Origin of the sequence: Streptomyces sp. NBC_00090 (assembly GCF_045160815.1) — a bacterium.
In the GTDB taxonomy this organism is placed as follows: Bacteria; Actinomycetota; Actinomycetes; order Streptomycetales; family Streptomycetaceae; genus Streptomyces.
On sequence record NZ_CP108224.1, the window covers coordinates 880,817 to 906,655 of the forward strand.

At 69.0% G+C, this 25,839-nt stretch carries 18 protein-coding genes and 3 pseudogenes; 10 read left to right on the plus strand and 11 right to left on the minus strand.

Annotated features, from left to right (window positions below):
- Positions 1-5 precede the first annotated feature (5 nt).
- From OG361_RS03935 to OG361_RS03945, 3 genes are read left to right on the plus strand one after another with little or no spacing between them, the layout of a single operon-like run.
- A complete protein-coding gene (locus OG361_RS03935; protein WP_384572458.1) occupies positions 6-266 on the plus strand; it encodes a phosphopantetheine-binding protein in 261 nt (86 codons plus the stop codon).
- A gap of 1 nt (position 267) precedes the next feature.
- Positions 268-747 carry an SRPBCC family protein gene (locus OG361_RS03940; protein WP_405851864.1) on the plus strand — a complete coding sequence of 160 codons (480 nt, stop codon included), beginning with the start codon at positions 268-270 and terminating at the stop codon, positions 745-747.
- A 44-nt stretch (positions 748-791) separates the two neighbouring features.
- Complete coding sequence (locus tag OG361_RS03945) at positions 792-1,124, plus strand: TcmI family type II polyketide cyclase (RefSeq protein ID WP_384572464.1); 333 nt, start codon at positions 792-794, stop codon at positions 1,122-1,124.
- A gap of 93 nt (positions 1,125-1,217) precedes the next feature.
- On the opposite strand, the gene OG361_RS03950 is transcribed toward OG361_RS03945, so the two are convergent.
- Positions 1,218-2,246 (minus strand): methyltransferase, encoded by a 1,029-nt coding sequence (locus OG361_RS03950; protein ID WP_405851865.1) that lies wholly within the window; start codon positions 2,244-2,246, stop codon positions 1,218-1,220.
- Positions 2,247-2,301: 55 nt separating this feature from the next.
- Positions 2,302-3,366: a nitrous oxide reductase family maturation protein NosD gene (locus tag OG361_RS03955; RefSeq protein ID WP_405851866.1), complete on the minus strand. Its 1,065-nt coding sequence runs from the start codon at positions 3,364-3,366 to the stop codon at positions 2,302-2,304.
- Between the two features lie 186 nt (positions 3,367-3,552).
- On the opposite strand from OG361_RS03955, the gene OG361_RS03960 reads away from it, so the two are divergent.
- Positions 3,553-5,100 carry an MFS transporter gene (locus tag OG361_RS03960; RefSeq protein WP_405851867.1) on the plus strand — a complete coding sequence of 516 codons (1,548 nt, stop codon included), beginning with the start codon at positions 3,553-3,555 and terminating at the stop codon, positions 5,098-5,100.
- A gap of 310 nt (positions 5,101-5,410) precedes the next feature.
- On the opposite strand, the gene OG361_RS03965 is transcribed toward OG361_RS03960, so the two are convergent.
- The 6 genes and pseudogenes from OG361_RS03965 to OG361_RS03990 form a co-directional block, all read right to left on the minus strand.
- Positions 5,411-6,610, minus strand: coding sequence for a S8 family serine peptidase (locus tag OG361_RS03965; protein ID WP_405851868.1), 1,200 nt, complete (start codon positions 6,608-6,610; stop codon positions 5,411-5,413).
- Positions 6,611-7,012: 402 nt separating this feature from the next.
- Positions 7,013-9,781 carry a beta-galactosidase gene (locus OG361_RS03970; protein ID WP_405851870.1) on the minus strand — a complete coding sequence of 923 codons (2,769 nt, stop codon included), beginning with the start codon at positions 9,779-9,781 and terminating at the stop codon, positions 7,013-7,015.
- 107 nt (positions 9,782-9,888) lie between these two features.
- The gene (locus tag OG361_RS03975) at positions 9,889-13,095 is read right to left on the minus strand and encodes a glycosyl hydrolase family 95 catalytic domain-containing protein (protein ID WP_405851871.1); all 3,207 of its coding nucleotides are present in this window, start codon (positions 13,093-13,095) and stop codon (positions 9,889-9,891) included.
- Between the two features lie 89 nt (positions 13,096-13,184).
- A complete protein-coding gene (locus OG361_RS03980; protein ID WP_405851872.1) occupies positions 13,185-15,941 on the minus strand; it encodes a DUF1349 domain-containing protein in 2,757 nt (918 codons plus the stop codon).
- 191 nt (positions 15,942-16,132) lie between these two features.
- The gene (locus OG361_RS03985) at positions 16,133-16,705 is read right to left on the minus strand and encodes an amidohydrolase family protein (protein ID WP_405862055.1); all 573 of its coding nucleotides are present in this window, start codon (positions 16,703-16,705) and stop codon (positions 16,133-16,135) included.
- A gap of 4 nt (positions 16,706-16,709) precedes the next feature.
- Positions 16,710-16,937: pseudogene (locus tag OG361_RS03990) on the minus strand (enolase C-terminal domain-like protein); the annotation flags it as partial.
- A gap of 536 nt (positions 16,938-17,473) precedes the next feature.
- Here OG361_RS03990 and OG361_RS03995 point away from each other — a divergent pair.
- The 5 genes from OG361_RS03995 to OG361_RS04015 all read left to right on the plus strand — a co-directional run bounded on the left by OG361_RS03995 (position 17,474) and on the right by OG361_RS04015 (position 23,249).
- Positions 17,474-18,520: a sugar ABC transporter substrate-binding protein gene (locus OG361_RS03995; RefSeq protein WP_405851873.1), complete on the plus strand. Its 1,047-nt coding sequence runs from the start codon at positions 17,474-17,476 to the stop codon at positions 18,518-18,520.
- A 46-nt stretch (positions 18,521-18,566) separates the two neighbouring features.
- Positions 18,567-20,132 (plus strand): sugar ABC transporter ATP-binding protein, encoded by a 1,566-nt coding sequence (locus OG361_RS04000; RefSeq protein ID WP_405851874.1) that lies wholly within the window; start codon positions 18,567-18,569, stop codon positions 20,130-20,132.
- On the plus strand, positions 20,116-21,153 hold the full coding sequence (locus OG361_RS04005) for an ABC transporter permease (protein WP_384572491.1): 1,038 nt from the start codon (positions 20,116-20,118) through the stop codon (positions 21,151-21,153). The genes OG361_RS04000 and OG361_RS04005 overlap by 17 nt, the downstream gene beginning before the upstream one ends.
- Before the next feature lie 388 nt (positions 21,154-21,541).
- Entirely contained in the window at positions 21,542-22,810 is a 1,269-nt protein-coding gene (locus tag OG361_RS04010; RefSeq protein WP_405851876.1) for an MFS transporter, read from the plus strand.
- An 88-nt stretch (positions 22,811-22,898) separates the two neighbouring features.
- Positions 22,899-23,249, plus strand: a complete 351-nt coding sequence (locus OG361_RS04015) for a hypothetical protein (protein ID WP_405851877.1) — start codon at positions 22,899-22,901, stop codon at positions 23,247-23,249.
- 26 nt (positions 23,250-23,275) lie between these two features.
- Here OG361_RS04015 and istB read toward each other — a convergent pair.
- Both istB and OG361_RS04025 read right to left on the minus strand, forming a co-directional pair.
- A pseudogene (istB, locus tag OG361_RS04020) lies at positions 23,276-24,041 on the minus strand (IS21-like element helper ATPase IstB).
- A gap of 203 nt (positions 24,042-24,244) precedes the next feature.
- Positions 24,245-24,415, minus strand: a pseudogene (locus OG361_RS04025) (IS5/IS1182 family transposase); the annotation flags it as partial.
- Between the two features lie 102 nt (positions 24,416-24,517).
- Between OG361_RS04025 and OG361_RS04030 the strand changes: the two are divergent.
- Positions 24,518-25,168 carry a hypothetical protein gene (locus OG361_RS04030; RefSeq protein WP_405851878.1) on the plus strand — a complete coding sequence of 217 codons (651 nt, stop codon included), beginning with the start codon at positions 24,518-24,520 and terminating at the stop codon, positions 25,166-25,168.
- A 133-nt stretch (positions 25,169-25,301) separates the two neighbouring features.
- Here OG361_RS04030 and OG361_RS04035 read toward each other — a convergent pair whose 3' ends face one another.
- Positions 25,302-25,838 carry a hypothetical protein gene (locus tag OG361_RS04035; protein ID WP_405851879.1) on the minus strand — a complete coding sequence of 179 codons (537 nt, stop codon included), beginning with the start codon at positions 25,836-25,838 and terminating at the stop codon, positions 25,302-25,304.
- Position 25,839: the final 1 nt, after the last annotated feature.

Below are 25,839 nucleotides of genomic sequence, written 5' to 3' on the forward strand. Positions count from 1 at the left end.
CACAGATGATCACCACCGCACTGACCTTCGACGAGCTCGCCGCGCTGATGAAGCAGGCGGCCGGGGTCACCGTCGACGCCCGGGAGCTGGAGAAGGCGCCGGACGCGCCGTTCACCACCCTCGGCCTCGACTCGCTCGGCCTGCTCGGGATCGTCGGCGAGCTGGAGAACCGGTACAGCGTGGCGCTGCCCACCGACGCCGAGCGCTGCAAGACACCCGCCGAGTTCCTCGGCCTGGTCAACAGCGCCCTCAAGACGGGAGTCTGACGTGTCCGGCCACACCGACAACAGCATCACCATCGACGCCCCGCTCGATCTCGTCTGGGACATCACCAACGACATCGAGAACTGGCCAGACCTCTTCAGCGAGTACGCCTCCCTCGAGGTGCTCTCCCGCGAGGGCGACTCCACCACCTTCCGCCTGACCATGCACCCGGACGAGTCCGGGAAGGTCTGGAGCTGGGTGTCGGAGCGCACCGTCGACCGCCCCGCGCGGACCGTCCGCGCCCGCCGCGTCGAGACCGGCCCGTTCGACCACATGAACATCCGGTGGGAGTACGAGGAGACGCCGGCCGGCGTCCACATGCGCTGGGTGCAGGACTTCGCGATGAAGCCCGATGCTCCGGTCGACGACGCCTGGATGACCGACAACATCAACCGCAACTCCCGCACGCAGATGGCCCTCATCCGGGACCGCGTCGAGCAGGTCGCCCGCGACCGCCGGAGCGCCTCGGTCCTGCCCGGCTGACCGCACCCGGCCGCGCACACCCGCACACCTTGGAAGGACGCTCGATGCACCACGCTCTGATCGTCGCCCGCATGGCGCCCGGTTCGGCGCCGGCGATCGCCGACGTGTTCGCCGCCTCCGACCGTGGCGAACTCCCCCACCTGGTCGGCGTCACCCGGCGTCGTCTGTTCCAGTTCGGCGACGTGTACCTGCACCTCATCGAGTCGGACCAGGACCCGGCGCCGGCCATCGCGAAGCTGACCGGCCACCCGGAGTTCCGGGACGCCAGCGAGAAACTGTCGGCGTACGTCAGCGCGTACGACCCGCAGACGTGGCGAAGCCCCAAGGACGCCATGGCGCAGTGCTTCTACAGCTGGGAGCGCGACGCCGGTTCCTGATCCCCCGAGGTACGCACGGCAGGGAAACCCGAGGCCGCCCGCCCCGCGAACGACGCGGAGCGGGCGGCCTCGGGTTTCCCTCCTTCGGCCCCGTCAGGCGGGAACGGTGCACTCGAAGGCGTGGAGGTACGCGTTGACCGGGCGGATCTCGCCGATGACGAGCCCCGCGTCCGTCAGCCGGTCGACCATGCTCTGCCGGGTGTGCTTCGCACCGCCGACATTGAGGAGCAGCAGCAGGTCCATGGCGGTCGTGAACCTCATCGAAGGCGTGTCGTCCACGAGGTTCTCGATCACGACGACCCGGGCGCCGGGGCGCGCCGCCCTGCGGACGTTGGCGAGCGCCCTGCGGGTGCTGTCGTCGTCCCACTCCAGGATGTTCTTGATGATGTACACATCCGCCTGGATCGGGATGTCCTCGCGGCAGTCGCCGGCCACGACACGGACCCGGGGGCTCAGCGCGCCGCCGTCCCGCAGTCGCGGGTCGGCGTTCTCCACCACTCCCGGCAGGTCGAGCAGCGCGCCGTTCAGGGCGGGGTGCTTCTCCAGCAGACTCGCCAGGACGTGCCCCTGTCCGCCTCCGATGTCGGCGACGCAGGACACGTCCCCGAGGTCGAGAAGGTCCGCCACGTCCTGCGCCGACTGCTTGCTCGACGTCGTCATGGCCCGGTTGAAGACGTAGGCGGACTCGGGCGCGTCCTCGTTGAGGTACGCGAAGAACTCCCGGTCGTACACGTCCTCGAAGACGTTCCGTCCGGAGCGCACCGCCTCGTCGAGCTTCGGCCAGACGTCCCACGTCCACGGCTCGGTGCACCACAGTGCGATGTACCGCAGGCTGTGCGGATCGTCCTCGCGCAGGAGCCGGGACATCTCCGTGTGGGCGAAGGTGCCGTCGGGGTGCTCGGTGAAGACCCCCTGGCAGGACAGCGCGCGCAGCAGCCTGCGCAGTGTCCGCGGCTGGGTCTTCACCGCCGCCGCGAGGTCTTCCACGGTCATGGGAGTGTCGCCCAGGGAGTCGGCCACGCCCAGGCGGGCGGCCGCACGTACGGCGGCGGCGCACGCCGCCCCGAACACGAGCTCCCTCAGCCGCATGGGCGCGGCGGGAGCCGGATCAACCGTTGTCATCTGTCTGCCTTGTCCTTGCTGTCGTGCCGTGGGTGGTGCCGGGGAACCCGGTGAGTCAGCACATTCCGGCCGGTTCCGAGAGCGTGCAGGTGTTGCGGGTGAAGGTGTTTCCCTGACCGATGTCCCGGTTGGCGAGATCGGCGGGGCTGTTGCTCATCACCACGTTGTCGCGGATCGCGTTCTGCTCGTTCGGAACGCCCACGAAGCTCTTGAACAGCACGATGCCGCCCGAGAGCGGCGAGGTGCCCACGTTGTCGACGACCCTGTTCTTCTCCACCACCGTCTCCTCGGCGCCGGTGAGGACGATTCCCGAGCCTTGCAGGAAGGGCAGACGGGGGGTCTTCGGGCAGTACTTGTTGTTCGAGTGGATGTTGTTCCGGCGCAGGGTCATCGCCCCGGCGCGCGGCTTGGACTCGTCGCCCACCACGAACACCGCGGCGCAGTTCCCGGTCGCCTCGTTGTGGGCGACGGTCACGTTCCGCAGGCGCCTCACCGTGATGCCGATCCGGTTGCCGGACAGGGTGTTGTGCGTGAGCACCGTCCCCTCGGCGTCCGTGGCGCCCTGCTCCGTGTCGGTGGTGTTGGCCAGGAACAGTCCGGCGTCGGCGTTGTTCCGGGCGATGTTGTGGCTGAACACACCACGCACGGATCTCTCCTGGGCGATACCCCACTTTCCGTTCTTGTCGGCGCGCACCTTGTGGACCGTGAGCCGGTCGGTCCGGGACGCCCACAGGCCGTTGCCGGTGAAGCCCCTGAGGGTGAGCGAGCGCACGGTGACGCCTTCGACGGGGCGGCTCTCCGTCCCGGTCACGCAGATGCCGTGACCGGCCTTGGCGCACGCGTCGTCGGCTGCGGCGTCGCCGGGCACGATGGCGGTGGCGGAGAGGCCCGAGCCGCGCAGCGTCAGGCCGGACGTGGTGATGCGGACGCTCTCACGGTAGGTGCCGGGAGACAGGATGATGGTGTCCCCCGGCTTCGCGGCGTCCACGGCCTTCTGGATCGATGCGCCGGGCTTCACCAGGTGCACCGTCCGGCTGTGGGCCGACGGGGTGGCTGCGCCCAGCCCCGAGGCCGCGAGAGCCACGGTGCACGCCACGAGGGCGATCTGTCGTTTGGTCATGTCCCGAAGCTATGAGCGCGTTTTCCGGCCTGCCACCGCTGATCCTCCAGGCGGACCTAGGCATACCTCCTTGCGGTCCACGCACGGGCGTGGCGCGCGGGTCCTGGATGAAAACGCCCCTCCTCCGTGGATCATGGGGGCCGCCGGGGGCACCTCTTCGGTGCAGCGGGCGGCGAAGGGGTTCGGATGCGTAAATGGTGGCCCTTGGCCGCGATCTGCCTGGGCACCTTCATGCTTCTGCTGGACGTCACCATCGTGACCGTGGCGCTTCCCGCCATGGCGGCGGACCTCGGCACCACGCTCGCCGATCTGCAGTGGGTGGTCGACATCTACGCGCTGGCACTGGCGTCGCTGTTGCTCGGCGTCGGTTCCCGCGCCGACCGGATCGGCCGCAAGAAGGTGTATCTGGTCGGGCTGATCGTCTTCACCGCCGCTTCGGTGGTGTGCGCGGTCGCCCCGAACGAGGGTGTGCTGATCGGCGCCAGGGCGGTACAGGGGATGGGCGCCGCCGGGATGTTCGGTACGACGATCGCGCTGCTCGGCATGCACTACAGCGGCCGGGATCGGGGGGTGGCCTTCGCCGTGTGGGGCGCCACCAACTCGGTCGCCGCTGCGGCCGGGCCGGTGGTCGGCGGACTCCTCACTCAGTACCTGGACTGGCGATGGATCTTCTTCGTCAACCTGCCGGTCTGCCTGGTCGCCGTCGTGATGACTCTGCGTTCGGTGCGAGAGGCCAAGGGTCAGGGCCGGCAGCGTACGGACGTGCTCGGCATGGTCACTTTCACGGTGGCGAGCGGGGCCCTCACGTTCGGGCTGATCCGAGCCCACTCCGACGGCTGGGCGGCACCCTTCACGCTCGGCCTGTTCGCCACGGCGGCCGTCGCCCTCACCCTCTTCGTCGTGGTCGAGACGAGGCACGAGCACCCCGTCCTCGACCTGTCGCTGTTCCGCAGGCCGTCGTTCACCGGCATCATGGTCAGCGCCCTGTTCCTGCAAGGCGCCGCGTTCGCCTATCTGTTGTACGAGTCCCTGTGGATGCAGTCCGTACTGGGGTACGAGCCCGTCGAAGCAGGTCTGTACCTCCTTCCCATGTGCGCCTCCGCGTTCGTCGCCTCCGCGCTCGCAGGCCGTTTCGGCCCCTGGCCTCCACGGGCGTCCATCGGAGGAGGGCTGGCGCTCATCGCCCTGGGCTCCGGGATGCAGGCCACCCTCGACGCGGGGTCTTCGGGCAGCAGCCTCGTGGCGGGGCTCGTCGTCGCCGGCCTGGGGGTCGGGCTCGTGACACCGAGTCTGTCGGCGGCGGCCCTGGCCACGGTGCCGCCGGAGCGCGGAGGCATGGTGGGCGGCGCGGTCAACACCTTCCGCCAGTTGGGCTTCGCCTTGGGGATCGCCGCGTTCGGCGTGATCTTCCAGTCGCGGATCGAGAGTGTGCTGAGGGCCGACGGCAGTGTCCCGGACCCGCACGAGGCGGCCGTCGCTCTGAGCGGCGGACAAGCCCGGTCGATCGTTGCCGGCTGGCCGGAGGGCGACCGCGCCGGGATGGCGCACCTGGTACGTGAGGCGTTCGCGTCCGGCCTGAACGCGGTGCTGGTCGTGGCGGCGGCGCTGGGGGCGGTGGCCTCCCTGCTCGTCGTCGCGACGGTGCGCGTCCCCGCGGGCGGCGCCGAGCGGCAGAAGCCGGAAGCGGGCGCGAGCCCACGCGGACAGGAGCCGCGAGCGGACGCCGCCCTGTAGCGGCGGCCCGAGAAGCCCTTCGACAGCGCCACGAGGACGGGTCGTGGCGGCCGGGGAAGTCACGAGGACCCCCTGAATGCCCAGCTCAGAAGGCCTGGTCCCCGCGCGAGCGGGGGTGTTCCGAGGAGGTGGCCCTCCATGGCGCGGAGGGCCACCTCCCGGTCGGTTCACCGGCGTGCGGCCGTCACGCCGGGCGGTGGTGCGAGCCGTGGTACGGCCTGGCGTGCGGGCCGTGGTACGGCATGTGGTGCGGGCGGTGGTGCGGCCTGGGGTCCGGGCCGCACCACCGCCCGGTGGTGCGACGGTGTCGCTACGGGGCGACCTTCAGCAGCTTGTTCGCGGTGCCGGAGGAGGGGTTCTTGATGGCGTCCGCGGTGGCCGCCCCGGTCAGCGCGGCGGCGGTGTCGGCGGGCGTCGCGGACGGGTTGGCCGCCAGGTACAGGACGGCGGCGCCCGCCACGTGCGGGGCGGCCATCGATGTGCCGGAGATCGTCTTGGTGCCGGTGTCGCTGTCGTTCCAGGCGGAGGTGATGTCCGAGCCGGGCGCGTACAGGTCGACCACCGCGCCGAAGTTCGAGAAGTCCGACTGCTCGTCGTCCTTGGTGCTGGACGCCACGGTGAGCGCCTCCGGCACCCGGGACGGCGAGCCCTGCCCGGCGTCGGAGGACTCGTTGCCCGCCGCGACCGCGAAGGTCACGCCGGACTCGATGGCCCGCTTGACCGCCGCGTCCAGCGCCTCGTCGGCGCCGCCGCCGAGGCTCATGTTCGCGACCGAGGGCCCGGAGTGGTTCTGGGTGACCCAGTCGATGCCCGCCACGACCTGTTCGGTGGTGCCGGAGCCGTTGTCGTCCAGGACGCGGACGGCGACGACCTTGGACTTCTTGGCGACGCCGTGGGAGGTGCCGGCGATGGTGCCCGCGACGTGGGTGCCGTGGCCGTTGCCGTCGTCGGCGGTGTTGTCGTTGTCCACGGCGTCGAAGCCGTGGCTGGCCCGGCCGCCGAAGTCCTGGTGCGAGATCCGTACGCCGGTGTCGATGACGTACGCGGTCACGCCCTCGCCGCCGTTGTCGGGGTAGGTGTACTTCTGGTCGCCCGCCGCGTCGGCCTGGTCGATCCGGTCCAGGCCCCAGGACGGGGGCTTCTCCTGCGTCTCCTTGATGCTGAACCGCTTGTTCTGGACGACCGTCCCGACGGCGGGGTCGGCGGCGAGGCGCTTGGCCTCCTCGACACTGAGGCCGGACGCGGAGAAGCCGTTGACCTCGGAGCCGTAGGAGCGCACGAGTGTGCCGCCGTACTTCTTCGCGAGGTCCGCCTTGTTCGCGGATGCGTCGAGGATGACGACGAAGCTGCCGGCGACGGCGCCCGGGGCGCCGAGACCGTGCACGGTCCCTTCGGCCGGGGCGGCCGCTCCGGCGATGTTGCTCGCGAACAGCGCCGCAGCGGCAGCGCCTGCCACACCAGTGGCTATGGCCGCGTTACGAAGACCGTGGGATCGCTTGTGAGTTGCCATGAAAGGGGATCTCTCCTCGTGTTGACGTGTGGGGCGTCAAACGTTCGAGAGAACCCTGTGCGGGTTGGCAGGAGCAAATCAAGAGCGAAACCGGGGTTCGGGCTTATTCAACAAGGTTTCTTAATGATCTCTCCGCATCGTCTTCACGCCGCACACGCCGTCTGGCGAACTCCCGTCTGAAATGGGCACGTTCTCGCTCCGCCGCCGGAGCCATGCCCACCACCAGGCAGATCACCCAACGCACCGGGCGGGACTCGTCCGGGACGGGCAGTCCCCGCCCCGGACGGAGCGGGGACTGCCCCCCAACCCGCCCGGGAGCCGCCCCGCGGGCGGGGACCCGTCAGCGGCAGACGGGTCCCGGCTGTCTCACGACAGTTCAGTGTGCGGCAGGGTGTTGGGCGGTCAGCGGGCGGACGCCGTCCCGTTCCAGGTCACCTCCCGCATCGGGACCCACTGCGAGCCGGCCAGGCTTGGAGTGGGGCCGGCGGGCGGTGTGACGCCGCGGATGCCGCCGTCCCATGCGGAGACCTCAAGTGTGAGGTTGGCGCGGGCGGCGTCGTCGAGGTGCTTGAGGTCGATGGTCCACCGCTCGCCGTGGTAGAGGTCGTTCGTGATCTGGTTTCCCGCGCCGGTCAATGTGGCCTCGCCTCCCCGGTAGTCGAGCACGAGCCTGGCCTCGGCCAGGCTAGCCACGGCGGCGGGATCGCTGGTGATGCGCCACCGGCCGGGCCCGTCGGCCGTGATCTGCGGGGCCGCCGGCGCCGCGGAGAGGGAGTAGGTGTACCGGGCGAACGGCGCGGCGACCTTGGCGGAGCGCCACCCCGTCGCCGGCGCCAGTCCGGTGGCGGGGAAGACGTCGGCGGTGATCCGGGTTCCGGCCGGGGCGGCGAAGCGTACGTTCGGCCGCACGCCGGTCATGTCGGCGGTGCCGGTGATGATCAGACGGTCGCGTCCGTCGAGCGGGGCGACGACGGCGCCCAGTGACTCGGCCTCGCCGAGGACGATGATCCGGGCGCACACCGTGCTGGTTCCGGGCTTGCGTACGAGCAGCGAGGTGCGCTGCCCGGCCGGCACCCTCACGACGAGTTCGTCACCGGTCGTCGTCTTCGAGACGGTGCCCAGTTCGCTGGTGACCGAGACGTCCTTGCCGAAGGCGAGTGCGCGGTCCGTCCACTCCGGCGCCCAGTAGACCCACGTCGGAAAGTCCTGGTCGGTGAGCTTCGCCATCGGCTCGACGGTGGCCCAGCGCAGATCGACCCCGTTCAGGTCGGTCATGACGGGGAACACGTTGGAGCGGTCGGCCGGCATGGTCAGCGGCTTGTCCGGCACGGTGAGGGCGCCACCGGCGCGCTCGATCCGGAGCTGCACGTCGGTCCGGGTCGGCAGGCTGACGTTGCGCTGGGTGTTGTTGACGAACACGAAACCGCGTCCGGCGGTGTCGAACCGGCCGATGTAGCGCAGTCGGCGGGTCTGTGTCGGGTCGAGGATCTGGCCGGGGTCGCGGGTGATGCGCGTCCTGACCAGTTCCTCGGAGCAGGTGGTGACGAAGGTGTGCAGGCGCCGGTAGTGCCTGTAGGAGTCCCTGGTCTGCCCGAACTCGCCGAGCGGCGCCTGGAAGTCGTAGGTGAGCGGCCAGTTCCCGTTCAGGCCCGGCACCTGGGTGCCGCCGTGGAACATGTAGTAGCCCAGGTAGTTCGCCCCGCGCCCCACGCTGTCGTAGGCGTGCGCCGCCACGTACTTCCGCTCGACGAGGAAGCGGTCGTGGCCCCGCATCGGGCTGCCCGTGCCCAGCTCGCAGAAACCGCGCGGGTAGTCGAGCGTGTCGTAGAGGGCACCGCCGATGTCGGTGTTCGCGGTCCACTCGTCGGTCCCGTAGATGAACCCGGATGTCGCGCCGGTGCCCGCTCCGTACTCCCATCCGCGGTAGGTGTAGGCACCCTGGAGGGGGATCGCGGTGTCCTTGTCGAACCGGGAGTTGGCGGTGACCGTGTAGTACGGCACCACCATCCCGTGGTCGGTGCACATCTGCTTCAAGGTGGTGATGTGGGCCGGGTCGCCGGAGGCGAACTCGTTCTCCAGCTGGATGCCGACGATCGGCCCGCCGTCCTTGACCCACATTCCGCTGAGCTGGGCGGCGATCTGGGCGAAGTACTTGTCGACCTTGGCCAGGTAGCCGGCGTCGTTGGAGCGGGAGCCGGAAAGGGCGTGGGAGGGGATGCCGCCGTCCGTCGCCTCGGCGTTGACGTACGGGCCGACACGCAGCCAGACCTGCAGGCCCTGGCGCTGGGCCGCGGCCATGAAGGCGCGCAGGTCCTTGCGTCCGGTCCAGTCCCAGGTGCCCTCGGACTGTTCGTGGTGGTTCCAGAACACATAGGTGGCCACGATGCCCACGCCCGCGGCGCGCATCTTGCCCAGCTCGCGCTCCCAGCGGTGGGCCGGCTGGCGAACGTAGTGGAACTCTCCGCTCACCGGATACCAGGCGGCGCCGTTGCGGTACCACCCGTTGCGCGTGACGCCGTAGGTGATCCCGCCCGCGACACCGCCCGCGTTGACCAGGGGCGCGTCGGTCCGGGCCTCCAGTGCGGTGGCGTCCAGCCGGTACGGCATCACCGCGGGGGTCCACAGTTGGCTCGCGTCGCCCGTGTCACCGCGGATCTCGAGTGCGGCGCCGGCGTCGGTGGAGGCCCCGACGACGGACAGCAGCTTCCCGCTGGCCCGGCTGACGATCTTCACCTTGCCGCTGCCCGCGTCGTCCAGGCGCCACTGCTGGTTGCTGCCGCCGTTGGCGGACCACTGGATCACGCGGGCGCCGTCGGAGCTCTGCCCGCCGGCCACGTCGAGAACCTTGCCCGACTTCATGCACATGATCGTCACCCAGCCGTCGCCCTGGTCGACGAGACTCCAGTGCTGGTTGGCGGCGCCGGTGGCCGTCCACTGGATGATCTCGGCTCCGTCGCCGTCCTGGCCCCCGTAGACGTCGAGCAGGAAACCGCTGTGGGAGTTCGTCAGGGTGACGGGTGCTGTCGCGTCGCCCGTCGCGGCGTACGCCCGGTGAGGCTGGATCAGGCCGAGGGCTGGGCCCGCGGCGAGCACCACCGCGGTGGCGCCCAGCAGCTGTATCACGCTGCGGCGGCCCGGTCCCTGGGGAGCGTCGGTCGTCGTGCTGTTCATGTCGACTCCTCTGTGCTGTGTGTGCTCTCGCGGGGCACGACGCCCGTGCCGTGCCCCTGTCCGTGCCCCGGCCGGCTCGGCCGGGCCGGGGCGGATTCGTCAGCGGGTCACAGGACCCATTGCTGGGTTGTGCCGCCGTGGCACGGCCACAGCCGCAGTGGGCTCCCCGACGTGGTGCCGCTTCCGGCGTCCAGGCACTTGCCACCGGCTCCGGTGAGGACGCCGGCAGCGCTCAGCGTCCATTTCTGGGTGTCGCCGCCGTCGCACGGGGCGACCACGATCGCGGCACCGTCGGCGGAGCCGCCGCCCGACACGTCGAGGCACGCGCCGGTTCCGGTCTTGACGGGCCCTGCGGCGCCGTCCAGGGTCCACCGTTGTCCCGTACCGCGGGCGCAGCCCTCCAGGGTCACGGGATCGCCGTTCGCCGCGGGGCCGGTGAGGCAGCGGCCGGTGGCCGGGTTCACCAGGGCGACCGCCCAGGTCTGCGCCGCCGAGTCCGCCTGGCAGGTGCCGAGTCGGAGCCGGGTGCCGTTCGCGGTGCCGCCGTCGGCCGCGGTGACGCACTTGCCGCCGATGCCGGTGATGGTGCCGTCGGGGGTGAGGGTCCACCGCTGGTTGGCGCTTCCGCTGCACGGCCAGCCGACGAGTGGGGTGCCGTCGGCGGAGCTGCCGGCCTCGGCGTCCAGGCACAGGCCGCCCTTGCCGGAGAGGCTGCCGTTCGCCGGGTCGTACGCCCAGTCCTGGCCCTCGCTCGCATTGCAGTCCCACAGCTGCACGTGCGTACCCGGCGACGTGGAGCCGCCGTCCAGGTCGGCGCAGCGGCCGGAGGCCGGGTGGTGCAGCGGGTTGGCGCTCTGGGGGCCGACCGGAGGCGGTGCGGGGACGTGGCCCGTGGCCTTGTACACGTGCCCGGCCAGTGCCGTGAAGGTGATGCGGTCCCCGTTCCGGGTGGGGGTCACGGTCGCACCCGTGGTGGTGTCGGTCAGCGTGTGGGCGCCGGTGAACATGGGGCTGCGCACGGCGAGCTCACCCGCCTTCGCGGGCTTGAGGGTGAACGTGGCGTCGCCCGTGGCGGCCCAGGTCGCGCCGACCGTGACGTCGCCGCGCGCCTTGAGGCCGGTGAACGATCCCGTACGCCAGGCGGAGGGCACGGCGGGCAGGAGCTCGATGTCGTCGTTCTGGCTCTGCAGCAGCATCTCCGTCATGCCTGCGGTGGCGCCGAAGTTGCCGTCGATCTGGAACGGAGGGTGCGTGTCGAACAGGTTGGAGAGGGTGCTCGACGTGAGCTGCTCGGCGAGCATCTTGTGCGCGTGGTTGCCGTCGAGCGCCCGGGCCCAGAAGTTGATCTTCCACGCCTTGCTCCAGCCGGTGCCGCCGTCGCCCCGTGCGCGCAGGGAGACCTTTGCGGCTTCGGTCAGGGCGGGGGTCTTCGCGGGCGAGATCTGGTTGCCGGGGTGCAGCGCGTACAGATGTGAGACGTGCCTGTGGTCGTCACCCCTGTCGTCGATGTCGTCCTTCCACTCCTGCAGTTGTCCCCAGGACCCCACGCGCAGGCCCGGGTCGAGCTGGTCGAGCGCGGTGCGCAGGCGGTCCTGGAAGGCGGTGTCGGTGCCCAGTTCCCGGGCGGACGCGAGGGTGTCGGTGAGCAGGCCGTGGACGATCTGCTGGGCCATCGCGGCACCGGAGGTGAACTCGCCGTGCTCGGGCGAGAAGCTGGGGGTGACGACGAGCTTGCCGTCCCGCGGGTCGGTGCGCAGGTTGTCCAGCCAGAACTCGGCCGCGCCCTTGAGCAGCGGATAGGCCCGGTCCCGCAGGAAGGCGGGGTCCTGGTTGAAGCGGTAGAGGTCGTAGACCTGGGATGCCAGCCAGCCGTTGGCCTCGGGGAACCAGAACGCGGTGGACCAGTCGTGCACTCCGGTGTAGCCGAAGGCGTTGACCTCGTTGTGCACCACCCAGCCGGGTGAGCCGAACATCTCGGTGGCGGTGGTGGCGCCGGCCTGCTTCAGGTTCTCGACGAAGGCGGTGAACGGGGCCGCGGTCTCGGCGAGGTTGGCCTGGGCCGCGGGCCAGTAGTTCATCTGGAGGTTGATGTTGGTGTGGTAGTCGGCGCTCCAGGGCGGAGAGGTCGAGTTGTTCCACACTCCCTGGAGGTTGGCCGGGAGCGACCCGGGGCGGGAGGAGGCAATGAGCAGGTAGCGCCCGTACTGGTAGAACAGCGCCTCCATCGCCCGGTCGTCCGGGGAGTTCCCCCCGGTGTAGGCGTCCCGCAGCTGGTTCGTCGGCTTGTCCGGCATCACCTGGCCCAGGTCCAGGTTCACCCGGTCGAACAGGGCGCGGTTGTCCGCCACATGGGCGGCCCGGAGCGTGTCGTAGGACTTGGCCGAGGCCTTGTCCACCGCGGCCCGCACCGCCGTGCGCGGGTCCGCGCCGCGGTAGACCGGGTGGGACTGGGCGTAGTTGGTGCCGGCGTTCATGACCAGGGTGGCGCTGTCGGCGCCGGTGACCTTGACCTGCCCGCCGCTGCTGGTGACGGTGCCTCCGACGGCCTTGACCTGGATCTGCGACTCGAAGATCAGGCCGTTGTCGGCGAGTGTGCCGCGGATCGTGAGGCGGCCCTTGGACGCCGTCGCCGTGAAGTCGGAGCGCGGCGAGGTGTAGCGCAGGGTGAAGGAGACCTTGCCGGGCCGGTCGGCCGACAGCCGGCCCACGACCGCCTTGTCCGGGTAGCTGGCGAAGTACTCGCGGGCGAAGACGGTGCCGCCGCTGGTGTAGTTCACCTTCGCCGTGGCGTCGTGCACGCTCAGCGAACGGCGGTAGCCGGAGTAATCGGACTGCTGCCCCGCCATGTCCAGACGCAGGTCGCCGAAGGTCTGGTGGGCTCCGAAGCCGGCGCGCTGCTGGCCCAGCTTGCTCGCGACCCAGGACGGGTCGGCCTTGCCGCCGGAGTCGATCGCGTCGACCACTTCCTGGATGGCGGTCGGGCGCGGAGAGGTCCAGTTGCCGAAGTTGTGGCCTGCGGATCCCGGCCCACCGGTCCACAACGTCTTCTCGTTGAACTGGAGTTGCTCCGCCTGCACGCCGCCGAAGACCATGGCGCCCATGGCGCCGTTACCGATCGGCAGGGCCTCGGACTCCCAGTCGGAGGCGGGTCGGTCGTACCAGAGGGTGTGGGGGTCGGGTGTCGCGACCGCTACCGGCTCAAGCCGTGCGGTGTCGTCCGTGACGGTCGGAGCGGTCACGGACGCCGTGCCCAGCAGCAGTCCGGTGGTCAGGGCGGCCATCGCCGCCCTCCAGGGGACGCGTTGTCGGTTCATGTCTCATCCTGCGGGTGGGGGATGGGGCGGTGGGGGGGAAGGGGTACGGCCCCGGCGGGGAGCCGTACCCCTGCGTGCTCGGGCTCGGGTCACCAAGGAGAGGTGAAGGGCACCTGGACCGCGTCGACCGTGAAGCCGTTGAACCGGAAGGGGGTGTCGGTGCCGGAGACGTTCTCGACTTCGGCCAGCACCCCGAAGCGGGCGCTGCCGAGCCAGGAGGCGTCGACCGGGTCGCCGAGCGGGGTGAAGGCGGTGCCGTCGAGGGAGTACGACGCGGTGACGGTGCCACCGTCGCGCTGGAGGCGCAGCCACACAGCCTGCTCCTCGGGGTCGGGGATGCGGCGCGGCTCCTCGGCCCAGCCGCCGCGCTCCGAGGAGAGGGTGATGGTGGGGCTGCCGTTGTTGTGCTTGCGCTGAAGGGCGATGTAGTCGTCGTCGCCGCCGTAGAGGACGAGACCGGCTTCCATGTAGCCGCGCTGGGTGCGGCCGGTCATCTTGACCGTGGCGGTGCCGTTTCCGTCACCGGTGCCGGTGAGGACCACGTTGTGGGCGCTGTTGGCGCCCGCCCACAGGAATCCGCGGCCGGCGGGGGTGAGTTCGAGCGTGTCGCCCGGCAGGACGGCACGGTGGTCCGGCGCGTCTCGTACGACGGACCACTTGTCGGTGTCCAGCTGGAGGGACTTGGCGCAGAGGGGCGACGACGGGTCGGCTCCGACGTTCAGCTCGACGGGGACGCCCGCGATGTTCCCCAACTGGCTGGGGGTGGTGGGGGTGATGACGGCCTTGCCCGGGGCCTTGGCCGTGACCTTCCCGTTCGCGTCGACCTCGGCGACCGCCGTGTTGCTGCTGGTGTAGGTGGTCGACGGCAGCAGCGGCAGCACCTTGTCGGCGTTCTCTGCCACCTCGTCGCTCGTGACCTGCGCCGGGTCGGTCGCGTGCAGGTCTGCGCGCAGGTTCAGTCCGTTGTCGAGGTTGTTTCCTGTGATCACGGCCCCGGACGAACCGCGGTAGGCGAACAGCGAGGTGGAGTACGGCGATGCGGTGGCGGTGGCGCGCACCTCGGTGGCGGTGCCGGGGGCCGGGCAGAGGTTCTGCGCCTGTGCGGCGAACGCGGTCTTCCGGTCGAGGCGCGCGGCCGTGTTTCCGGTGAAGGTGATGCCGGCCACGCTCTTGGCGTCGAGCAGCCGCACGTCGCCGGTCTCGAAGGTGTTGCTGTCGACCCGGATGTTGCGGTGCACCGGACGGGAGGCGTCGACGTCCTGGTTGGTGGGCTCGACGAGAATCACCGGACTGGCGGGCCGCTTGAAGGTGTTGCGGCGGATCAGGACGTCGGTGACGGGCCCTGACTCGTACCACTGGTAGGCGTCGGAGGAGATGAAGATGCTGGCCATCGACATGCCGTCGAAGACGTTGTTCTCGATGACCACGGGCTTGCGGGTGGTGACCAGCAGGCCGCGGGTGGGGATGTCGCGGAAGGTGTTGCCGCTGATCTGGACGGTCGGCGTGTACGTGGTGTTCTCCACCACGAAGTCCCAGGGCCTGACCGAGTCGGGGAGCGCCTGGTCGAAGGTGACCGTCATGCTCGTCAGCGACTTGTCGTGGTCCCGGCCCGAAGGTCCGTCGACCGCGACGACCTTGGCGGTGATGCCGGGCACCGCCGCCATGGTGCGCTTCTCCACGATCTCCACCGCGTCACCCGGGTGGAACTGGGGGAAGCCGGCGGTCTCGTTGTGCCGGTACTCCAGGTTGAGGACGTTGGGCGCGGGGCGTCCTGCGACCTCCATGTAGGTGCCGTGGATGTTGATCGCGTCGTCGTGGGCGCCGTCGAAGACGTTGCCGGTGATATCCACCCGGCCCTTGACGCCGGACATCTGGACGAAGTCCGCGAATCCGGCGGTGGTACGGCCGGACGCGGGATCCGTACGGAACTCGTTGCCGGTGATGGTGATGTTCTCGCTGAGCTGGCCCACGAAACCGAAGCCGTGCAGGTAACGGGCCTTCAGCCCCTGGACGGTGACGTTCTGTGACTCCCAGAACAGCGCGGAGGGGGTGTCGCGGGTGGTCTCGCGCATCTGGTAGACCAGCCCGCGGTCGCCGGGGACGGTCCCGGTGTTGTAGTCGATGCGCAGCTTCCGGTCGCCCAGGTCCGTCATGCCGGCCACGTCGTGGAAGAGCGGATTGGCGCCGCGCCAGGTGCGCTGTACGGCCGGGTCGTGGATCTGCGTGTACCACATGCCGTTCACGCCGGACCAGTACGGCTGCCCGGTGGCCGGACTGGTCTCACCCAGCCACGTCACCTGCCGGTCCCCCACCGAGAAGCCGCTGCCCTGGGGAAGCGTCAGAACCCGGTAGGCACGGCCTTCGGTCACCCCGGTGTCGCTGACGGTGGCGTCGATGACCTTGGGAGCGGTGTAGTCGAAGCTGAAGTTCTTGACGGAGACGTTGACGGAACGGATGGCCGCGAACGTGGTCATCAGACCGTGGAACTGCAGATGGGAGCCGCCTCCGTCGACCGTGACGTCGCGCATGTCCTCGAGCAGGATGCCGATCCGCTTGTCCCGGTAGCTCTGGTCGGCGCCGACGGTGTTGGAGACGTACAGCTCGCGGGCCTCGGCCTGCTCCGGATAGATCTGGTAGGTGCCGCGCGGGAAGAGGATACGCACCGGACCTCTGACTGTCTTGGCCTGCCGTACGGCCTTGGCGACGGCGGCCGCGCTGTCACGGCTGCCGGTCGGATCGGCACCGAACGCGGTCACGTCCACGACCGTCTCGGTGGGCCGGGCGGCCCGGGCGGCGAGCGCGGGCGAGGGCCCGGACAGGGCTGCGGCGAGGGCAACAGCCAGCATGCCCAAGGTGGTTCGACGCCAAGGAGAGCGGAGGGATTGCATGGGGGCTCCTGCGGGGGAAGCGGAGGGAGTCAACCAAACTCGAACGAAACGGCAAGTTTTCAAACACTCGCGGGGTGTCCCTCATGACAACGCCACAAAAGGTCGGATGTCAATAAGCGCGCAGAGACCTCCACGAACGATCTCAGCGGCTACCCAGGCGCGCGAAGCAACGGCCACGCGCCACCCCGGGGGGCCGGGGCGGCGCGTGGCCTCTTCCGCTGACAAGCCCATCCATATACGATTCGGTCGAAAGCGGTGGCTTCCCGCAAACAAACCAACCGCCGAGAACTTCTCCCGATTCGTGGATCTTCACTCCAGGCAGAGAGGAGGACATCCGATGAATCTTGTGCTGGTGAGAGCGAGGGAACGGTCCTTGTTCGCCGGAAGACACCGCGGGTGGTGGGTCGCCCCCGCGGGAAGTGGACCGCGGGGACGTACGCCGAGCGCCACGCACGCCGACGCAGCTCAGGTGCTGGACAAGGGCGCAGCCGGCACACCCGGGCAGCTGTCTGACGGAACACGTCGTCCCGATCCGGTGCCCTGAGCCCCTTGGTCAGCTCCCGGGCCACTGAGACGACTGCCCCGCAGTCGGCGGCGAGCGTGCTCACCGGCCGGTCCGAGCCGAACATCGGCCGCCGCGGTCCAAACGCTTCGAGCACCGTGTCGGCATTCGGCCGCAGACCCGCCACGGTCCAGTGGGACCAGTCGGCCTCCGTGACCATGATCGAGAGCTTTGCAGACGGCACACAGGCCCACCCCGCCGGCGTGTGGCCAGACCGGCACGCCGAACTTGGCCACGAGCAGCAGAACGGCGATGTTCTCGTTGACGCCGCCGACCCGCGCCGAGTCGAGCTGGAGGACGTCGATGGCGCCCGCCTGGAGCAGCTGCTCGAAGACGATGCGGTTCTGTACGTGTCCCCCGGTCGCCACCTTGATCGCCGCGACGGCGCGCCGCCGGCCGCGTTGGCGGTCAGGGCCCGCACCACCTCCCGTAGCGGGTTGCGCGACAGCCCCGGCCGCTCCGCGAGCATCTCCCCCTCGGCAGCCCGTCGCCCGGCGAGAGCCGTGCCGGCGACAACCGTCGACAATCAGCGCCTTGATCTCTTCAATCGCCTCCTCGGTGGCGCAACGCCCCCTCCACACCCAGTGACCGACATCTGTCGGCGAGCTACACCCGCGCCATTCATCGGATGACTAGGGTCACCCGCATCCATCCCCTTCACGTCGCTGCGCGAGGTCGGCGAGGGAGCGGCCAACTCCCGCTAGACCATGCGCCGCCACGGGCGTAATAGGAGTCAGGGACATTCGAAGGGAGGTTGCGGAATCGTTTCCAGGCACCTATTGCCAGGAGTGCCATCGGCCCGTAACGTCCTCGACCACAGGAAGACATCGGATGATCTGTTCGTGAGTGGTGACCATCCCCCGCGACCTCGCCGGAGTCTCCTGGCGGCCGCCCCGCGGCATCCCGCCACCCGAGAGGAACACGGACGATGAAGCCCCGTAACGCTCATGTCGCTGTCGCCATCGCCGGAGTCGTGCTTCTTGCCGCCGGCGCGACAGCGTGCAACCGTGCCGGCGCCGATGCCACGGCCGGCGGCGGCAAGCCGTCCATCGGCGTCGACCTGCCCCGCGCCGACTCCGACTTCTGGAACTCCTACTCCACGTACCTCAACCTGGAGGTGAAGAAGGGCGGGCTGAGAACTCTTCCGTTCAGCAGCTCCGAGAACGACGTCACCAAGCTCGTCTCCAACGTGCAGGTCATGGAGCGGACCGGCGCCAAGGCCATCGTGATGGCGCCCCAGGACACCGGGGCGATCGCGAGCACGCTGGACCGTCTCGAAGGCAAGAACATCCCCGTCGTCAGCGTCGACACCAGGCCGGACACGGGCAAGGTGTTCATGGTCGTCCGGGCCGACAACCGCGCGTACGGCACCAAGGCCTGTGAGTACATCGGGAAGCAGCTCGGCGGCAAGGGCAAGGTGACCGAGTTCCAGGGCGACCTGACCTCGATCAACGGCCGCGACCGGTCCGAAGCCTTCGAGTCGTGCATGAAGGAGAAGTTCCCCGGCATCAAGGTCTTCCCGCTGCCGACCAACTGGGACGGCGCCGTTGCCTCCAGCAAGCTCCAGACCCTCCTCGCGCAGCATCCCGACATCAAGGGCATCTACATGCAGGCCGGCGGCGTCTTCCTCCAGCCCACGCTCGCCCTGCTGCAGCAGAAGGGGCTCCTGAAGCCCGTCGGCGACGCCGGTCACATCACGATCGTCTCCAACGACGGCATCCCGCAGGAGTTCGAGGCCATCCGCAAGGGCCAGATCGACGCGACCGTGTCCCAGCCCGCCGACCTGTACGCCAAGTACGCGCTGTTCTACGCGAACGCGGCGGCCGAGGGCAAGACCTTCAAGCCCGGGCCCACCGACCACGGCTCGACGATCATCCAGCTTCCCAACGGCCTTGAGGACCAGCTTCCCGCTCCCCTCGTGACCAAGGAGAACGTGGACGACGAGAGCCTCTGGGGCAACTCCATCGACAAGTGACGACACCGCCTCACGCCCCCAACCATCGAAGAAAGGACGGCCCGTCATGCCGGACACGGTGACCGCCGCCGCGGCACCCGTGGTCGAGGCGGCCGGAATCTCCAAGCGCTTCGGGGCCACCGTCGCGCTGCGCGAGGCCCGTATCACCGTCACGCCAGGGGAATCCCACGCCCTCGTCGGCCGCAACGGCGCCGGGAAGTCGACGCTGGTCTCCATCCTGACCGGAATGCAGAAGCCCGATACAGGCGGTCTGCGGTTCTCCGGCGAGCCCGCCCCCGCCTTCGGTGACATCGACGCCTGGCGTTCCAAGGTCGCCTGCGTCTATCAGAAGTCCACGATCGTGGGTGAACTGACCGTGGCGGAGAACCTCTTCCTTCATCGTCAGAGCCGCGGCGCCCTCCAGCCCATCCGCTGGAAGGAACTGCGACGCAAAGCGGCCGATCTGCTCGCCGAGTACCACGTCGATGTCGATCCCTCGCGGCAGATCAAAGATCTGACCGTGGAACAGCGGCAGTTCGTCGAGATCGCCCGGGCGCTGTCCTTCGGTGCCCGCTTCATCATCCTCGACGAGCCGACGGCCAAGCTGGACGCACGGGGCATCGAGCGCCTCTTCGCCAAACTGCGCGATCTCCAGCAGCAGGGTGTCGCGTTCCTGTTCATCTCCCACCACCTGCAGGAGGTCTACGACCTGTGCAGCAGCGTGACCGTCTACCGCGACGCCCGGCACATCCTCACCGCGCCGGTGACCGAGCTGCCTGAGGAGGCGCTCATCGAGGCGATGACCGGCGAGCATGCTTCCCGGAGCGCCCACCCGCGCGAAGCGCGGGCCGAGGCCGGCGAAGGGTCCACGGTTCTGGGTGTCCAGGAGCTGTCGCTGCCCGGAGCCTTCGCCGATGTCTCGCTGGTCGTGCGCGCCGGCGAGGTCGTGGGCCTGGCCGGAGGAGCGGCCAGCGGCTGTGTCCAGCTCGGCGAGACCCTCGCAGGCCTCCACCGACCGGACACGGGCCGGATCGAGGTCGCCGGCCGGACCGTCAAGACCGGAGACGTGCCGGCTGCTCTGAAGGCAGGGGTCGGCTTCGTTCCGGAGGACCGGCACATCCAGGGTCTGGTGCCGGAGCGCAGCGTGGCGGAGAACGCCACGCTCACCGTGGGCGATCAGCTCGGCCCGTTCGGGCTCGTGCTTCCGTCGCGCACCAGGGCGTTCGCCCAGCGCATGATCGCCGATCTGGACGTCAAGACCCCGGACACGACGACGCCCGTGTCCGCCCTGTCGGGCGGCAACCAGCAGAAGGTCGTCATCGCCCGCGCGCTCGCGACGAACCCCGAGGTACTGATCGCGATCCGCCCCACCAACGGGGTGGACGTGAAGTCCAAGGAATTCCTGCTCGGCCGCATCCGGCAGGTCGCGGACGAAGGCCGGTGCGCCGTCATCATCTCGGACGAGCTGGACGATCTGCGTGTCTGCGACCGCGTCGTGACCATGTTCCACGGCCGGCTCGGCGCGGAGTTCGAGCAGGGCTGGGGTGATGACGAACTGGTCGCCGCCATGGAGGGCATGGCCGACCCGCACGAAACGCAGGACAGGAAGGGAAGCCATGTCCGTCACGACTGACCTCAAGCCCCCGCAGCAGGATCCGGGCATCAGGTCCGACGCCGGAGCCGGTCGCGGAATCGACCTCAAGCGGTACCGGAATCTGTCCCTGGTCCCGGCGCTGTTCGTCCTCGGAGTGATCGGCTTCATCGTGTCGCCGGCCTTCCTCACCGCCGACAACCTCCTGGGCGTGGCCCAGCAGTCCACCGAGCTGAGCCTGCTGGTCCTGGCCTCCGCCCTCATCCTCATCGTCGGACGGATGGACCTGTCCCTCGAATCGACCATCGGGCTCGCCCCTGTGGTGGCGATGTGGCTCGTCCTGCCGGACGTCGGACGGTTCACCGGCATGGGGGTGCTGCCGACCTGGTCAGCCGTGCCGGTCTGTCTCCTGGTGGGCGCCGCCATCGGCGCGCTGAACGGATTCCTCATCCTGAAGCTGCGTCTCAACGGCTTCATCGTCACCCTCGGGGCACTCACCATGCTCCGAGGACTGCAGGTCGCCATGTCTGAGGGCAAGTCGATCGTCGACGTCCCCGACTCGTTCCGCTACCTCGGAAGCGCCACCTGGATCGGCGTCCCCGCCTCGATCTGGATCTGCGTCCTGCTCTTCGCGGTGGGCGGCTCCGCCCTCGCGTGGCTGCGCCACGGCCGTGCCCTGTACGCCATCGGAGGCAACAGCGAGGCCGCCCGCGCCGCCGGTATCCGGGTCGACAAAGTGACCTGGATCGTACTGATCATCGGCAGCGTCCTCGCCGCCCTCGCGGGAGTCCTGTACACGGGCCACTACGGCTCGGTCTCGGCCGACCAGGGCAGCGGCTGGATCTTCCAGGTCTTCGCGGCCACCGTCATCGGCGGGGTCAGCCTCAACGGCGGACGCGGCTCGCTGTTCGGCGCCCTGACGGGTGTACTGACACTCCAACTGGTCGTCAACGTCATGACGCTGGCCGGCGTTCCGCCGCTGTGGAACCAGTTCCTGAACGGCGCGATCATCATCGTCGCGCTCATCATCTCCCGCTTCGCCTCAGGGGAGAAGCAGGAGTAGCGGCGTCCGGGGGGAACGCCGCCGCGATGCCGGCCTTGCCTCCACGGCGGGGCCGGCTTCACGGTGTTCGGATGCTTCACGCGCCACACGAAGCGTCGAGCGCTCGCGTGGAACACCTTCGCCCTGCTGGCCTGCGCTCTGGGGCTGTGACGAGGTCTGGGATTTCCCTGACTTCACGCCCACGCTGGCTCCAAGATGTACGCAACCGTTGCCAGAAGATGCACGCTACGGTTCCAGCCCTTGACACCACCACCGAGGATGGCCGCGGCGCTGGCAACGGTTCCCGGATGGCCGGCCCCATATCCTGCGCGAAGTATGGACTGGAGGTTCCGGTCGGCGGCGGAGGCCCAACACTGATGATCACCGGAGTCACCAGGGAGCCCGCAGCATGACCGGCACCACGGAGGCCCTTGGCGGGTCGGCTGCAGTCGACGATGCAGCACGAAGTGTCACGCGCCCGTTCTACGTATACGCCGTGCTCGCCAACTCGCTGTTCCAGCGCGGCGTATTCGTCATCTTCCTGTATCAGCGAGGCTTCTCCGCCGGGCAAGTGGCCCTACTGCAGACACTGCTCTACCTGGTCAGCGGACTTGCGGAGTTGCCGACGGGAGTCATCGCCGACCGAATCGGCAGGCGTGCCAGCATCGTGATCGGCCAGATGCTGATAGCTGGATGTCTGCTCGGCCAGGGGACGTTCTCCCACTACTGGGTGTTCCTGGCGCTGTTCATCGGGCAGGGCGTGGGCATGGCATGCGTGTCCGGTTCGGACACCGCCCTGCTGTACGACCTGCTCGTGCGTCGTGGTGCAACGGCCAGCTACGTCAAGATCAAGTCCCGGTTCACCATGCTCGGGACGGTCACCTCGGGAGCCGCCATCGTCCTCGGCGGCCAACTGCAGCAGATCTCCTGGGGAGTCGTCTACGTCGGTTCGGCGGCGTGCCTCGTCCTGGCCGTGGTGGTGCTGATGTCAGGGGTGCCCGAGATCCGCGGCGCGGACGCGGTGGACGAGCAGGACGGAGCCGAGGAGCACGGCGACGTCACAGCATGGCGGGCGATGCTTCGGGTCGCCACGCCGGCGCTCGTGACGCTCGTCGTGGTGTCCGGATTGATGCATGCGACTTTGACGCCGTACATCATCTTTACGCAGAAGACCCTCTCCGATCAGGGAGCGGGCACCGCATGGGTCAGCGTGGTCATATCGGCGGGATTCATCGCCGGCGGGCTCACTCCGCTGCTGTCGGACCGCGCGGACCGGCGCATCGGGTACCGGATCGTAGTCCCGGTGTCTCTCCTGACGCTCGCCGCGGCACTCGGCCTGAGCGGCCTCGGCCTTGTCTGGGTCACCATCGCCGCGTTCCTGGCCCTGGCCGGGATTCCCGAGATCACCGCCGTGATCGTGGACAACGTGTTCAACGAGGCCGTGCCGTCGCGCCACCGCGCGAGCCTGCTGTCGATGATCGCATTCGTGGAGTCGGCGCTCATCGGCATCGGCTATCTCGTCCTCGGCGCGCTCATGGACGGGATGGGCTCCAGTGTGGGCATGGCCACCTACGCCGCAGTCCCCCTGCTGGCATGTCTCCTGTGGCTCCCGGTGCTCTTCCGAGGGGCACGGGTGACCACCGAGATCGAGAAGCCCGCCGACCGAAAGGCATCCTGAAACAGACCATCTCGCGCAACGTCCTGCCCGATGGCAGGGGCGCTGCTCGTTGACATGTCGCTCCCAGGCAGCGAGGAGCTGTCATCGCATGCTGATCGAGGCGGTAGTCGTGGTCGCGGCGCCGGCTTCGGATCAGGTGGCTTGGCTGGACGAATACGACGTGCCGCCGGACGAGATCGCCTTGGGCTTCGATGATGTTTTCCGCCTCGCTGGGCGACTGGTCGATGAGGGTCAGCTCAGTCGTGATGTGTTGCCCTCGCTGCAGATGATCGATGAAGCTTTCAGCGAGATGTACCAGGACATCTACGTGGATCGGTGGACAAGGGAGGCATTGTCCACCGACGCCGGGTGGGAACGCGCCCGGCGGTTGGCGCGAGAAGTCCTCACCGCGGAAGGCGAAGAGACGTCTCCGCTGCCAGGCATCCGCATCGTTCGATGAGTCCCCAGCCCAGCCCGGCCCTCGGTCTAGGCTGCGGTCTCGCGCTCGATGGCGGCGAGCCGGTTCTTGAGTCTGTAGCTGGGGCCGTTGATGGAGACGACGTCACAGTGGTGCAGGAGGCGGTCGAGGTTGGCCGTGGCGAGAACCTCGTCACCGAACACCTGCCCCCATTCGCTGAAGGTCTTGTTCGACGTCAGGATGATCGAGCCCTTTTCGTAGCGCTTCGAGATCACCTGGAACTCCAGTTCGCCTCAGCGCGTTCAAGGGGTTGGTGGCCGACTTCGTCGACGACAGAACGCCGTGGCGAAGATAGGTACAGAGTTTACTGTTGAGGCGTCCGGCCGCCTCGGCGACCTTGAGCTGGCGGACCATGTCGTCGAGGGTCGTGAAGTAGACGGAGTAGTCGGCCCGGCAGGCGGCGAACCGAGAGCGCGACGGCGATGTGGGTCTTGCCGACCCCGGGCGGACCCAGCAGGGCCGCGTTGGCCTTGGCCTCGACAAAGGCGAGGGTGGCGAGGTCCTAACCTTGCGGGGATCGAGTTCGGGCTGGAAGGCGAAGTCGTACTCGTCGAGCGTCTTATGGTGCGGCCGCTTGGACAGCAGCAAGCCCTGTCGGAAGCGTCGGTCAACGCGGACGGCGAGTTCCTCGGACAGGACCAGGTTGAGGAAGTCGAGGTAGCCCATCTTGGCCTCGTCTGCCCGGCCGGCGTACTGGTTCAGGCTCTCGGCCAGGTGGGGCAGGCCAAGCTTGGCAGCCGTGGTGCGGATTCGGGTGCTGACCAGCTCGCTCAACTGGGCTCCTCCGGCGTGGGGTGGGGTGTGAAGGGACGGGTGCCGGTCAGTTCGTCATATTCCGACAGCGGTCTGCGACCGACCTCGACGCGAACGGCTGCCGCCCGGTTCAGGAGAGCCATCAGCGAGCCGGCCGTCTCCTCGCCGAGTGCGTTCTGATGTGGGGCTGCGGAGGAACGTCACCTGTAGTGGTCCGCCGGTTCCGCGACCAGCAGGGCCCGGTCCTCCAGCGGAAGGCTCCACGGCCGGCCCTTGCGGACTGTGTCCGTGCCCTGGCGCCTGAGAACCGTCACCAGCTTCCCGAAGGCGCGCGGGCTCAGCCCGGAGAACGGGGCTATCCAGGGCGGCTCCGACGCCATGGCCACACCAGCCACACCGTGATCGTTCCAGCCAGAGGAGGGCGAGCGAGTGTCCTTCCGCAAGGTCAGCGGCCACCGATGCTGTGCCTGCCGACACGGCCAGTCCAGAATGCTGCCGTGGCCGAAGACGAGCAGAGCGGCATAGAACCGCGTTCATTCCTGACATGCGCGATAGAGGTGGCTCGGCAGCTGGACGTCGGAGACGTCGCCATGAAGCCGAACGACCAGGCCCGCAGTCTCGCCCATGCGGTGCGTAAGCCCCTGCTCGAACGCGCAACTCTGCCGGAGGTGTTGTTCGCCCCGCTGATGGCTGCAGCCGTGTACGACCCAGATCCCGGCTTCTGCCGCTGGTTCGTCGAGCCGGCGGTCTACGCATTCGGACGCCGCCGTGTGATGGCGGCATTGGTCGACTATCTGCGCATCGGCACGGATGCTGAGCGAGCTGGTGCCGTGCGGGCCTGGTACAGCGCCCATGTGCCCTTGCGTGCAGATCGATCCCCGGCGTACGGGCCCGGCGGGGTACGTGATCCCGCTCTGGACGATTCACAGGACATCAAGGCCGCCTGGCTGGAGGCATCCATGCGGGTGTTCGCCGAAGCGACCGACCTGCAGATGCGCCACCGGGTCCTGCTGGGCCTGCCTACCTCCCGCGCGGCATACCCGCTATCCCTGCACGAACTACGTGAAAGCACACTCGCATCCGCCCGAGTCCATCCCGACCCACACGTCCGTCGCTGGGCCGCGGCAGCAGACCACGAGGGGGGCTGAGCCTGATTCGCCCCTCCTGGCAGTTACGGGACAGCCCTTAGCTTGACGATTAACCTCAGTGCGACAGTTCCACGACGGGCAGTCAGTATCAAGGTCAAGCCGGAGCACACTCTCGAGCCTGGATCCGGCAAGGTCACGGACCCGCGTTGCCCTCAAAAGCGCCCAGGTTGATCAGGCTTATTCGGTCGTCCCAGGCGTCCCACCGCACGTGCTTTTGCGCGCCCCAGTAGTAGTTGTCGTAGCCCATGAGGTCGCCGTATGCCTCGTCTTCCTGCGCCCTGTCGGGTGTGCCGAACACGGCCAGGAGATCCTCGTACGAGGCCAGGTGGGAGAAATGGGAAAGATGAGGTCCGTAGATCGCGAAGCCGACGACGACTCCGGCCCGAATCTTGTAGGTGAGCTTGTCGGCGCAGTACAAGAACCCGTCTGACCGGGCAGCATGGTCGATGACCTCGTCGAGGGTCAGCCGCCGCCCGTCGGCGTCGTGGTACTCGCTGTCGATGTTGGTCCCGCCGCAGTACTGGGCGACCACGGAGGACTGGGCCTGGGTGATGATCCGGCGTGGAATGCTGGTGGCTGGTGCTCCCAGCGCCGTGCCGCCCATCTCGACGGTCGTGAGGTCGAGGTGTGGTCGGGACAGCACGTCCAGGTTCTCGAGGATCTCGATCATC